This is a genomic window from Metabacillus sp. B2-18 (genome assembly GCF_021117275.1).
Taxonomy (GTDB): Bacteria; Bacillota; Bacilli; order Bacillales; family Bacillaceae; genus Metabacillus.
The window spans coordinates 137,340-150,253 of record NZ_CP088246.1 but is presented as its reverse complement, the minus strand read 5'-3'; the positions used below and the strand labels follow the sequence as shown (position 1 = coordinate 150,253).

General features: G+C 35.0%; 16 protein-coding genes. 1 reads left to right on the top strand and 15 read right to left on the bottom strand.

Features of this window, described 5'->3' with window-relative positions:
• Positions 1-10: 10 nt before the first annotated feature.
• Complete coding sequence (locus LPC09_RS26310; RefSeq protein ID WP_098797079.1) at positions 11-1,192, bottom strand: hypothetical protein; 1,182 nt, start codon at positions 1,190-1,192, stop codon at positions 11-13.
• 168 nt (positions 1,193-1,360) lie between these two features.
• Here LPC09_RS26310 and LPC09_RS26305 point away from each other — a divergent pair, with 168 nt between their 5' ends.
• Positions 1,361-1,567: a helix-turn-helix domain-containing protein gene (locus LPC09_RS26305; protein WP_098797078.1), complete on the top strand. Its 207-nt coding sequence runs from the start codon at positions 1,361-1,363 to the stop codon at positions 1,565-1,567.
• Positions 1,568-1,859: 292 nt separating this feature from the next.
• On the opposite strand, the gene LPC09_RS26300 is transcribed toward LPC09_RS26305, so the two are convergent.
• The 14 genes from LPC09_RS26300 to LPC09_RS26235 all read right to left on the bottom strand — a co-directional run bounded on the left by LPC09_RS26300 (position 1,860) and on the right by LPC09_RS26235 (position 12,910).
• Positions 1,860-2,369, bottom strand: coding sequence for a hypothetical protein (locus LPC09_RS26300; protein ID WP_098797077.1), 510 nt, complete (start codon positions 2,367-2,369; stop codon positions 1,860-1,862).
• 12 nt (positions 2,370-2,381) lie between these two features.
• Entirely contained in the window at positions 2,382-2,777 is a 396-nt protein-coding gene (locus tag LPC09_RS26295; RefSeq protein WP_098797076.1) for a hypothetical protein, read from the bottom strand.
• A 78-nt stretch (positions 2,778-2,855) separates the two neighbouring features.
• A complete protein-coding gene (locus LPC09_RS26290) occupies positions 2,856-3,047 on the bottom strand; it encodes a hypothetical protein (RefSeq protein ID WP_098797075.1) in 192 nt (63 codons plus the stop codon).
• Between the two features lie 96 nt (positions 3,048-3,143).
• Complete coding sequence (locus LPC09_RS26285) at positions 3,144-3,341, bottom strand: hypothetical protein (RefSeq protein WP_098797074.1); 198 nt, start codon at positions 3,339-3,341, stop codon at positions 3,144-3,146.
• A gap of 51 nt (positions 3,342-3,392) precedes the next feature.
• A complete protein-coding gene (locus LPC09_RS26280) occupies positions 3,393-4,292 on the bottom strand; it encodes a hypothetical protein (protein ID WP_098797073.1) in 900 nt (299 codons plus the stop codon).
• A 13-nt stretch (positions 4,293-4,305) separates the two neighbouring features.
• Positions 4,306-5,196 (bottom strand): hypothetical protein, encoded by an 891-nt coding sequence (locus LPC09_RS26275; RefSeq protein WP_231309855.1) that lies wholly within the window; start codon positions 5,194-5,196, stop codon positions 4,306-4,308.
• Between the two features lie 129 nt (positions 5,197-5,325).
• Positions 5,326-5,586 (bottom strand): hypothetical protein, encoded by a 261-nt coding sequence (locus tag LPC09_RS26270; RefSeq protein WP_231307533.1) that lies wholly within the window; start codon positions 5,584-5,586, stop codon positions 5,326-5,328.
• A complete protein-coding gene (locus LPC09_RS26265) occupies positions 5,583-6,383 on the bottom strand; it encodes an ExeA family protein (protein WP_231307535.1) in 801 nt (266 codons plus the stop codon). The genes LPC09_RS26270 and LPC09_RS26265 overlap by 4 nt, the downstream gene beginning before the upstream one ends.
• Positions 6,376-7,629, bottom strand: a complete 1,254-nt coding sequence (locus LPC09_RS26260) for a DDE-type integrase/transposase/recombinase (RefSeq protein ID WP_231307536.1) — start codon at positions 7,627-7,629, stop codon at positions 6,376-6,378. The genes LPC09_RS26265 and LPC09_RS26260 overlap by 8 nt, the downstream gene beginning before the upstream one ends.
• 134 nt (positions 7,630-7,763) lie before the next feature.
• Positions 7,764-8,294, bottom strand: coding sequence for a DUF6431 domain-containing protein (locus LPC09_RS26255; RefSeq protein WP_231307537.1), 531 nt, complete (start codon positions 8,292-8,294; stop codon positions 7,764-7,766).
• Positions 8,295-8,496: 202 nt separating this feature from the next.
• Positions 8,497-10,023: an ATPase, T2SS/T4P/T4SS family gene (locus LPC09_RS26250; RefSeq protein ID WP_231309854.1), complete on the bottom strand. Its 1,527-nt coding sequence runs from the start codon at positions 10,021-10,023 to the stop codon at positions 8,497-8,499.
• Entirely contained in the window at positions 10,020-11,162 is a 1,143-nt protein-coding gene (locus tag LPC09_RS26245) for a CpaE/TadZ family protein (RefSeq protein ID WP_231309853.1), read from the bottom strand. Before LPC09_RS26245 ends, LPC09_RS26250 begins: the two co-directional genes overlap by 4 nt.
• A 10-nt stretch (positions 11,163-11,172) precedes the next feature.
• A complete protein-coding gene (locus LPC09_RS26240) occupies positions 11,173-11,835 on the bottom strand; it encodes an SAF domain-containing protein (RefSeq protein ID WP_231309852.1) in 663 nt (220 codons plus the stop codon).
• A gap of 169 nt (positions 11,836-12,004) precedes the next feature.
• Positions 12,005-12,910: a hypothetical protein gene (locus LPC09_RS26235; RefSeq protein ID WP_098797068.1), complete on the bottom strand. Its 906-nt coding sequence runs from the start codon at positions 12,908-12,910 to the stop codon at positions 12,005-12,007.
• Positions 12,911-12,914 lie beyond the last annotated feature (4 nt).

Here is a 12,914-nt window from a genome sequence, read left to right as displayed (position 1 = left end):
CTTAAAATTTCTAGCTCTTACTATAAGTAGTTTTTGACTTATCATGAACAATATAGGTATCACCATCAATATATGCTTTATTTCCTTCTAATCTTTCTATAAACACACGTTGGCCTTTTTTCAATGTGTATACAACCTTACCATTTGCATTAAATACTGAAACATTTTGTTTTGCTGTAATAGCCCCAACGAAGTACTGAATTTTAGTACTATCAAGAACATAATACCCTCCACCAACATCATACTTTCCATTGTCATAATCAAAGACTCTAACAGCTTCACCAGCAGTTAAATATCTGTGAATTTGACCACTAGGGTTATACATTGGGACAGATTTATTAACTTGTAATCTACCAATAAAGTGACTCATTAATGCATCATTTCTAGGCACATAATAAGCACCACCAACGTTATAAAGGTTGCCATCTATTCCATAAATTCGGTAGAATCCACCCTTTTCAAGCATTTTCACAGCCGTATATGTACCGTTACTCTCCTTTTTAAGTAAAGGTATATCTTGTTTAGCTATTAATCTTGCCATTGGCTCACGATACGGATTTGTGTCTTTTGGGATAACAATACTCTTCCCTGCAATACTCTTTGATTGTGCTGGAGTATAGTTATCTATAACTTTAGAGTAATCATCTTTAGATAGATTTAGGTAATTTACCCCTTCATAATAACGGACTTCCATCTTATAAAAGTTCTCTGCCCCTTGACGGTGAGCGGTTAAATAATAGTTTCCTGTGGGATTGTTAACAAAAACACTATATCTTAAATGAAAATTTGAATAGTTGTTCTCGTTTACTCGATCGTATCTCTCAGCTTTAGTTTCTATATAGTGATATGGATTTGTTGCGCTTTTTGCATCAAAACGATCTGCAAAACCATACACATAAGTATTACCTGTTTCAAACACTTCTTTGAAATACCCCTCCGAACTGGAATGAGTACCTTTTTTAAATATACCTACTATCGTACCCGGTACCACTTTGTCGGTCTTATAAAGGTTTGTTCCTTTACCTCCCCAAAAAATTGGTCCACCATCAGGCAGATCATACTCACTATTCTGAAGTGTAGTTATTTTTGTAGGATCAACTGTAGCAGCTTTAACATCAGTTACAGTAGGAACTAGTAACCCACCCGCAATAGCAAGACCTAAAATTGGTTTTAACACAGACTTTTTCTTCATTACTTTTTCCTCCTTATTCGACTAAATTCTTCCTTAACTCTATTATACACACAATCGTGTGCATAAACAACCTTTTGTTTCCATTTTCCACTAGTTTTTGCACACGATCATGTTGATTTTATATGACTTTCTTCATATAATAAACATATCGTGAAGGAGGTAAATGTAATGTTAAAGTGGAATTTGGAGTACTTTATGGTAAGGGATAACCTCTCAATTGATGAGACAGCTAAAATGACTGGTCTACACCGAAATGCGATATCAAAGATCAAAAATAACAAACAAAGTAGAGCCGATCTTGAAACGATAGAGCGTATTTGTGATGGGTTTGGTATCACTATTGACCAGTTAATCATTAAAGATAGAGATGCTTAGTCTTCACCTTGAAAATTCAGCAAACATATCTATCATCCACATACACAACTTTTCTTCTTCTATTAACGCCGAAGCGGCTTCACCTCCTAAAAGACAATAAAAAAAGACGCAATATACCTCTATCGAAATAGAGGTTATTGCGTCTTCCGCCTAATTTAATATTAATTTATATTAGATTATACTATGTAGAACCTTGTTTGAAAAGAAAATTTTAGTAACCTCAAACAAAAAACCCTACCTAATTCCTTGAATAATATGTTCATTGAATTAGGTAAGGTTCTTGGTTCTTCACTTACCTTTTATATTCCTGCACTTTTATAAATTGTGTCGGTTCATCTTGCCCCACAATCTGAGTCTCAACCACATATACTACACTTGGACCAAAGATAACCTGCTCATAATCAATTCCTTTTGTGCTATCCACAAAGTTATAGATATAAGGAAACTCTAGGGTCGCATTCGTTATTGGATCAAGTGTCATATCATCTAAATATACAGCAGCTTTTATTTCAAGCGGTGATTTAAATAATGTCTTATTAGTTGGTTGTAGATTCTTATCAAATTGAATATTTTTAGTTAAAGTATCAATAAAGACATCGTGACCAGCTACTTGATCAAATTGAACTTTTATATCTTCTACCATTTCAATTTCATTTACCTGTAAAGAAGCATCATGAACTGCATTTTCTAAAGCATAATGCATTTCCCTATTCGCTCGATCTTGAAGTAATGATTCAACATCATATACCCATAAGGTAATAACCGATGAAAATATCATAAACGTCACCAATAACTTACTCATCTATAAATCTCCTTAATTGACGAATTCACTCATCCTACTGGCAATATGTACATGATACATTTCCTCTTCATTAGAGGTATCTCTTTCCAATAAATTTTTAATTAATAAATGCTGATACTCATTAGGCACTTTAATTTTTCCATGAATATAGTTTCCTCTTAGCACCGGATTAGTGGTTAGCTCCAATTCAATGTCATCTTCTTCGTAGCCAACCTTTTTCACTATATCTTTCATCTCATCAATAATATCCTCTGTAAAATAACCCTCTAGACTTGCTTTATCAATTCCTCTTTGTAATGCAACTTGAATAACTTTCTCTCTTGATTCTTCTAAACGATCTAATGAAGGTTGAAATAAGACAACTAACCATAAAGGAAGTAGCATTAAAAGAACGAGTAATTTTTCCACTATTTTTCCTCCTAAAAGCTAATAGAGTGACAAATACTATAGCCTTGTCACTCTACAAATGATATTTGTGTCTAAACATTATGGAGTCGTAGGTGCTGCTAAACCACCACCAAATGTCTCCATTGAATCATTTGCGCTCTGAACTATATCTTGTGTATTGTCTTTCATATCGATTGCATCCGTATGAATCCCATCTTCATCAAAAATAGTAGAGTTCGTGATCCCTACTGCAAAAAGTAGAATCATTAATAAGATTAATAATTTTTCCATTATCTATCACTCTCCATTTAAAACCCTTAAAACGACTAATAAAATCAGTCACCTTAAGGGTAAGTTTTACTTCAACAAATTATATTGCTTATTTCATCATGGTGTAGCAGGTGTTGTTGGTGTTGTAGCACCACCAAACGTTTCCATTGAATCATTTGCATCTTTCACAATGTTTTGTGTGTTATCTTTCATTTCAACTGCATCTGTCTGAATTCCATTCTCATCAAAGATTGTAGAATTCGTGATCCCTACCGCAAAAAGTAGAACCATAAGTAAAATTAATAATTTTTCCATTCCTTGAAACCTCCAACTTAAAATTTTATTTATATTAATCTCGGGACTTTTTTATTGTCCAAGATTATTAACAACACTCATCACATCTTTGTACCACAAGAAAAATACTGTTACTTCATTCATGATGACTACTACTGTTCCAAAAAGAGCTAAGGAAAAGATGACAATTTTTCTCCGATATAAATACTCTTTATAGTTGTTGTACATACTGTTAGCAAACTCAACTCTTTTTTGTTCAAGAATCTCACCAGCTTGTCTTACTCCTGTTGATTCTATTTCTTGCATTACAATACTTAAGCTGTTAGCTTCAGGGGTATTTATTTCATCCTTGAATAAAGTCCATGCTTCTTCAAACCTCTTTTTCTCTAAAAGAGGAAGCATCTTCTCTAAAGCTGGTCGAATATATTTGTAATACGGTAAAAGCCCCATAATAATATGGTAACTGTTACCCACTTTATCGCCTTTAGAGCGGAACTCCGCTTTCATTTCGTTATAGAATTGATAGATTTCATTATTCTTTTCTCTGTTATAACGTTTTTGTACCATTTTTACTAAGTAGTAGAATGGTGAAGGCTTTTTAGGTATCATAAGCACTGGAATACTTCCTAAAACAACCAAGTTTGTCATTGACATAAGACTGGTATTAAACAACATTTCAAACAGAACAGTTATAATTAAAATGCCAAGAAAAAGAAAACGTACTGTATTAAAACGTTCACTAGTAATAAAAGCTGGCAAGCCATTACTTCTGAAATAGTCATCATACTCTTTCTTGTGCATTCTATTTCGTACTTTATCTTGATATCGATAGAGACTCTGAACTCTAAATCTACGTTTACGCCTCTCGTCATACCCACTCTTAGCAATAAAGGAGTAACTCAATAAAAGGAGCAAGCCTATCGTAATAAAGTAGATCATCTCAATATTTAGATGTAATATGAATTCCTCCACTATGTTCACTCCCTTATTGTTTCTTTGGCTTCTTCACAAGAATGGCTAAACCGAGACCAACTATCCCAAAAATAATCGAGATAACGAATGATTGAATTCCCTGTGGAGTCCCAAATTGATATTTCAGAGAGTTTCCACCAGGTATGAGAAAAGCTTCATTTAGATATAGGAATAAAAAAGTTAATGGTAGCGGTGCATACCCCAAAATTGCAGCTTCTCTAGCTTCTGATTCTGCGTCCCTAAGCACCTTATTTTGTTCAGTCATATCTACAATTAAATCCTGTAAAAGAGTTTCAACAATCAATCCATCTTTACAAGCCTTTAAGATTGTCGTTGAAATATTCTTGCCTCGTAAACTACCTAATTGAAAGGCAAATGTTTCACTTGCTAGTATTTTAATTTCATCACGATCATGCATTCTGGCGAACAGCTTTGAATACACCGCTTTTGTCTTACCTTCTAATGAATCTGATACGTCCTTAAGAGCATATAACATATTATGTTGGTTTCTCTGATAGGACTGTAATAAGGTAATGACCGAATCAATCACTTCGTTTTGTAACAGCCCTTGTACTTGTTTGTGTTTCATATAAAAGAACGTAATTGGGAAAACATACACAAATGTTAATGATGTAATCAGCCCATACCAAATCGACTGCATAAAGAATGACCCAAATATCAGCAATCCTAGAAAGATTAATAGCTGCACAATGACGAACTTTGCAAAGTACTCATAACGATAGCTTTTCAATGATGCAGATAATAAATGGTTATATCTCCGCAAGAAATCATACTTCATCCATTGACTTGAATAAGATTGGTATTTTAGGTCCCTCATAACTCTAAAGCGCTCTCTTGTTTTCTTTGGACTGAAGCCTAGAGACATGATTGTAAACGAGCACATTAGTTCAGCACTCCGTTTTCAAATTACTTCGGGAGTTTATCTGAAATAATGTGCTTATTTTTTCACTTTAATCCTGAGTTTGAAAAAATTTGATCAAATAACTTCAGTTCTTAAACAAAAAAGAAGACCCTAAATCGGGTCTGAAACCTTTATAAAGTTCTCTAGTTCAACTCTAACTTTATAGACTTCATTTATATGCAACACAAGTTTGACCTCATCCACTAACGTAATAAACCAATCTAAGTCTTTCTCAAGAAAGGCTTGAAAATATTGATTTCTTATCAATAGTTCAAAAGAATATCCTTGTTGTATCCAGTAGTCACAGTGACCCACCCACAATTTCCACTCTTTTTCTTCTCGATCGAATATAATAATACCTTCTGTTTTCATATCCCACTATCTTCGATAGCTAAGCGCACAACTTCATCATCAATTTGTTCTTTTTTTAATTGTGCTCCAAATAGTAAACTATTGGTTGTCAGTCTGTTGATTACACGGGGCCAGCCTTGAGAACGCAGGGCAATGGCTTCAATTGCGGTTTCCGTAAAAATTGGTATTTTTGAACCGGCTAGTTTCATGTGATGGTCGATATACTCTGTAACTTCTTCTTTATCCAAGGGCTGAATTTCATATTTCATAATTAAACGCTGGGAGAGTGGCCGGTGATGGTTAATAGATAATCGTGTCTTTAAATGCGGTAATCCAGCTAATATCAAGATAAAAGGATTACTTGAATCCATTTGAAAGTTAAATAAAATGGCTAAATCCTGCAGAAATGCATCTTTTGCCATATGCATTTCATCTAGAATAAAAACAGGAGTAACCTTTCGCTCGTTTGCCATTCGTTCGATCCCTTCTTGTATTTGTCGGAATAAATCAACCTTACGGAATTTTGGTTCTTCTCCAAGTCCATAGACTAATCCACGATAAAAATCCATTACTCCTCCTGTAGAAAGAGGAAAATAAACAACGTGGTAAAGGGAAGGATTCAATGATTCTTTAAATGATCGTAACGTAAATGTTTTTCCAGCGCCTGGATCTCCAATAAGAAGCCCCATTCCTCTTGACTTCTTTAGGTAATCAAGTGCTCCAAGAGCCCCTTGATAATCGCTCGACCGAAAAGCATCGGTTGATCGCAAATCTTTTGAAAATGGAGTTTGAGCCAAGGAATAGAATGTCTTATACATGGTTTATTCCCTCCGTATCTTCCGATAAGTTAAATGGAGAACGCACTCTCTTTGAATGTGCATTATCTGTCATAGATACAGGAACAGCCTCAGCGACCTTTTGGTCGTTTTCAAACACAAAAATACCTGTCTCATCAAATCGAACATCAATCGAGTGACCTATAAAACGTGGAGGTACTTCATAGAGTTGTTTATTTAACGTAATCGTACTATCGGCCTTCACTTTACGATATTCTCTCTTCAAAAAGATTGTATCTAGGATTTTCGTATTCTCTAAGAAGGTTACACTCTCTACTTGAGATTGATAGACTTCATGTGGAGTCTTCCCATCTAAAGAGGCGTGAATACGACGATGATAGTCTTCTTCAAGCCACCTCCAAAAACGCTCGTTTAGCTCCTCCAACGAATCAACTGGTTTTGCTTGTAGTAAAGGATAAAACCTTGTTTGAATGGTTTTAAAAAGTCTTTCGATTTTTCCTTTCGCACGTGGATCATATGGTTGAGTGTGAGCCAGTGTTATACCTAACTGAGCACATGCATATTGGAGCGTCTCAGAACGATAAATCTTGCCGTTATCTGCATAGATCACGGTTGGTTTTCCTCTCCGAAGGAGTGCTTCCTTCGTCACAACTCTTACACCTTCAAACTTCTCTGACGAGAAAAACTGGCCGAACGGAACAAGCCGAGAACAATCGTCAATGTAAGCAATTAAAAACGTCTTTCTCTTCTTACCATCAATCGGAATGTAAGGCCCATGAGACAAATCCCCCTGCCATAGATGATTTATTCGATCATGGGCAAATCTTTTCCTTTCAGGTATTGCGATTATTTTCTTACCTACAAGGTTGTGTTTTTTTAATAAACGATTTATAGTTGAATAAGATATTTTGTTTTTTTGTATTTCTCCTAGGTCAATGAGATGTTCGTAGAAAACACTCACTGGCATATGGAGAAATTTTTTTCTTATATGAAGAATTTGATCCTGATCTTCTGCAGTGAGTCTCCTAGAATTCCCCTTATCAGTCCGTTTCTTCGGCTTTAATGCATCAAATCCACTTCGGCGATAATGAAGCAGCCATTCCTTGATTGTTTTCTCTGCCACTGTTCGCTCCCCATAATAAGGAATAGAGTGAACCTTTCCTGCCAACTCTCCAAAGTACTCTTTGACATCTACCTGTTCATTTAATAGTGGGGCAATTAGACCATACCGAAATAAGGCCACTTGTTCACGTTCTTTTTCATTCATGGAATCTTCCTCCTTTTTAGTAGAAGGACGACCGGTCATCCATGATTATTATTCTACTTTTTTCAATTTTTTCTGACTATGAAAAAAGTATGTGGGACGAATAATATTTTTATCTTTCTAAAAATATGGTAGAATTAATGTGCCATAAAGTAGGATGAACTATGCCCCCATGACCTTCGTAAGAAGGTGGATTCGCCAAAATCTTGGAGCTTTTTCATATATTTTATGGCTTCTTTTTTTATATCTTTTGAAAATCCACTTGCTTGTCCCAAAGCGACAAAAAAAGAATGAATCCATTTGATACTCTTGTAGTACCTCGTAAGATGGAACCTTAATAATTGTCGACTTCCATTAGCCTTCTTATCCTCTAGAATCCGATATAGCCTATGCAGAATGGTTTCAATTGTGTGTTGAAAGTAAGGGATAAAGAAATCCGGAAGGATAGAAAAGCTAACCTTGCATTGTAAACATTTCATCCTGCAAATAGGCACTCTCAATGACACTTCCTCAGTCAGTCCAAAACGCCAGTAATAACCATTTCTATGTAAGTTTCCCGAAGAATGACATTTACAGTTTGGACATTGATCAAATAATGGAAACTCATTATTAATTCCCTTTTTGGCATATTCTACTAAACTTAAACCAAAATCATAAGAAATGATCATAATAAAAAACTCCCCCCTAATAATATGCAAAAAATTTAGCACATTGTCATGGAGAAGTATAGATAGTGAACTGTGAGTATTTGAAAATAATGAATGGTTTTTGGATGAGATATAGTGCTCGTTTACAACATGATGATGAGGATCAGACCTATTCCACCAATAATGTAGTTACTGTAGCGGATAAGATATTCAAGATATGCACTCACGATAATACCTCTACTTTCTTACCACTTGATTCAATTGTGTTTTCTTTCTCCATTGGCCATCTTTCTTCAAGTTCAGCCAGCACAGTCTTAAATGTTTCAAACTCTGCCCTATGATACTTCGAGGCAATCCTTTCGAATCGATCAGGTATTTCAGTCGAGAATACCCAAGAGTCCTCTTCATGCTTATAATCCATGATTTTATACATTAATAGTTCTCCTGTATTACTGTTAAAGTCATACAATTGAATACTAGAAGCCTTCTTGTTTAATACACTCTCTCCAATATCATCAAATTGTAAGAACTCATCCATTGATAAGGAATAATGTAAGTTACGAGCAAACGTGTTGTACACAGATGCTTGAGTAGAATTATTGTCAAAGTACTGGAGATATAGAGACGTCAAAATATCTGGGATGTCGATTGGATCTAAGTCATGAAGAGTTCCAATAACTTGTTTTATTCCTTGTACTCCAGATCTTTTGTATAACCCTACTTCGTGTTCCCGAATTTCTCCTAATATTACACGAACAATATCATGACGAAGGACGCTTGCTCCAATGCTGTCCTCAAAGTCCTTACCTCGACCGATTACATGAGTGACATTTGCATCTGGAAATATTTCTTCTACATCAAACTCCGGATGTGATTCTGCGAATATCGTATTAACTGGTTCAGGAATTATTTTTCCATTTCTTTTTTCGCAGAACATTTCATTCATAAATGCTTGTAGCATTGTACTTTTACCAGACCCCGGAGGACCCGCTATGATTGCATTCACTCTTATTTTCGATAAACTTTTTAAGAGCGGAATTGCTTCAAATGGAAATGTTCTATAGATTGCTAAGTTCTCAAATGAATAATCCTTAATTGTTTTACGACGTAACGTAATAACAGGATCTTTATATGTTCTATTCGGAATCATGATAGATACACGTATACCATCGATTGTTGATGTTTCAAGCTCGGGCTTAGAATAGCTATTGAGATTTGTGTTTGCCTGCATATTTGCAAATCTATCACATAACTCCAGGACCTTTTCTACTGAAGAAAAACGAAACGGCAGCAGCTCATAACCCCATGAACGTTTGAATTTAATCTTTGTTCCTAATACCTGCGCCCCTTCACATTCCAATTCGTTTTTGAATACTGACAATGGCCCCCATCCAAACTCTTCTTCAAATATTCCATCAAGTAAAGATGGGTAATACTCGGGATAGCTACATTCCCTTAATCCGCTATTAGAGATAAAAGATTCTATATGCTTTTTTATGAGGTTGACTGCATCCGTTCTCCCTCTCATAGCTTCATGATAGATCATGACATAATCCTCTTCTGTTTCATTTCTTGATTTCATATCAACTTTGCGATCATATACCTCATACAAGTATTCTTTTGCTTTTCTACAAACATCATAAAACTCATCACTTCTATTAAACGAAACTTGGTTATTGTCATCTTTTGTGAATTGTTTTACGTCTAATGCTCTTCTTCGGGATAATGGTACAAACTCAACTTCACTCACGCCCTAGCACGTCCTTTCTTTAAACGACCAAAGAACGATTTAGATTTGTCTTCTTTAAAATTCATCACATCATTTGCTACCGATTTAGCTAAACCTTCAATCACTTTAAAATATGCTTTATAACCAGCTCTTGATAGAATCCCTTCTTCATACTCAGCATCCGCTGCTTCAGGAAAGTACGGTATTTGAGCTAGTAGATTAGTATTATGAGTTTGTTCTAACTGCTTTGGTGTAATAATGGCATTTGAAGCATATTTGTTCACTACCATATAAGAATTTTTAGGATGGAAACTAAATCTACTTAAAAATTGCTTTTTCCAACGGTTATATTCATTAATTGATAGATTTTCTTGAGTAGCTACTAAGATATGAGTATTTGATCTTTCCAAGGCTGTAATTGCAAGAAAACTATCATAAAAGCTGCCAACATCGAGTACCACAACATCAAAATACGATTTTGCTACATCAATTAAATGCTCAATTGGTTCCTTCTCAAATTGAGGGCTCTTATAAAAATCTGCATTGCCAACCAAGTAATGTAATTTACCGATTTCAAGCATATATTTCTTTAGATCGTCACCGTTTTTAATAACGCCACCTTCTAATAAGTCATATACTTGATCCAAAGAATATTTAGTCTTATAAGGACGGAGTTCACCTGGATTATAAGGATTCAACCCTAGTACAGCTACTTTATAATTCAATTCAGCTAACGTATTTCCAATGGAAAGAGCAATTTGTGTTGTACCCACCTGACGATGTGTCCCGTGTATAGCAACTACATTTTGAAACTCTGTCGCTTCCTCTAACCCGAACCATTCCACTTGTAATATTCGAAGAACTTCTTTTTCACCAATTTGCTTTGATAGACTATGAACATCATGAGTGATACACGACTTATTGAAAAACTCATCATATTCATCATATATAATTAAAATTTTAAGCAGGGGAAACTTCTCACGAAGTAATAAAACATCATGAGCGGACATATCCCCTCTTTCTAGTAATAAAGCTTCAACTCGACGCTCTTTCCCTAAATCATCTAATGACTGTATTTCTAGATCAGGATCATCAAACTGACTAGTTAAAAGAGCAATTCGTTTTAACAACTCACTAGGTTGGTAGATTGCAACTTTCATAAAATCCTCCTTAATAACTCAATACAAACTGATAACCTTCTTTAGTTAATTTTTCTAGTACCTTAAAGTCTTCTAAAGTTAAACTAAGCTCAATCTGTGCCGCATTCTGATTTCCATTTAATCGATCATTTTGTGAAGTTAGCCCTGACACTTCTTGGTTTCTGCTACCCTTCACATAAGCTACTGGAACATTCTCTAACACATATTCATTTTTAACATTTTGTTGTAATACCGCTCCTGTATCTTGACCAGTACCTACATAAACGGCTGAAATATTAATTAGATCATATCTACGAATAGTTCCTTGTAATTTAACTAGCCAATTGTTCGGTATTGGGAAAAATTCATGATCCTTAGTAGGTTTTAATAACGATTGGTCTAGATAATCTCTATCTATAAATGCACTTGGTTGAATTGTTTGAACAGCAGTTTTTCCAATTACATCACTGATATGTCTGTACATATCATCTGTTATTAATTCGCGGGGATATTCCGCTAAAATTACATTCTCTTCTGAAAGTATCGTATCTTTTTCAATCTTTGTATTAGCCATTACTACTGTAACTGTATTTATTTTTCCTAGAACACCCGTTTCAGATACAACAATTGCTGCTATAAACAATATGAAGAAGAAAATACCAAGGAAGAGATTTTTATTAATTCTCTTTTTCATTCTTTATCCTCCGGTTAATCATTTAGCACTTCTAAAATACAAGATGACTCCTATTCTTTAAAAGTTGTTTGTTAACTGTCTGCAACGCACATTGAAGAACTTTTTATTGGACCTATAAAAGGATGAAAATCACTGTTTGCATAATTGATAATGTCCTCCAATTACTTACTCACATGAAATCCATATCAAATATCTGTATTTCTGATTGATTACCTTCAAGCGGTCTCGCTAATCTCCATCCAGTTCTCAGATCTTCTAAATACTCATCTACTAAAAACAGTTGCATAAATTCTTGCTCAAAATTACTGTAAGAGGAAACTAATGAATCAATTCCTTCCTCGCTTGCTATACTCCAAACAAGAATACTCTGAGTTGAATCATCATAGACAGTTGGTAACTTTTCATGTTTAGCAAAATACGATTTATACTGTGATAGTTTTCGTTTTAAAAATCGTAGCGGCTTACTTTTTTGTTGTAACCGTTCCACAATGAACTCCATTTTCCCTAGCGGTGTATCAATTTGAAAGACCGCATGAGGAGGTTCAAATTCTGGTGCTATAAAAGGGTAAAATTCAAATCGTTCTTTCTTTAGTAATCCTTTTTCCAAAAGCTTGATTCGGATCTCGTTAATAGCAGGATAATGTAACTGCTCACCTATAGAACTAGCGAAATGAAGCGGATTAGGAAGGTTTTGCAAACCCATTGCATAACCAAGAAAATTCTTAGCAGCTACTCCAATTGTCCAAACATACTCTCTTTCATTCGACTCGTTCTCAAGCTTCCATCCTTCTAACCAACCGTTTTGTTGCAGCACACGTAACCGAGTACCTAGTTTATGACCTTTATCAACTACATTCCGGTATAAGTAGCGGATCTGCTTTTCAGTAAGAACCTTAGCATTTGCTAATGTAACAGCTATATCTATATCCAATTCAGATATTTGTCCAGTTTCTATTCGTTGCTGAATAATATCTAACTGAATATCTGGCCTTCGAGACCAACGAAACATGGTGATTTTTAGAGAAGGATCGTCAAGTAAAGGGATACTCCCTTCTTTTGTTCTCCAAACATTCATAAGG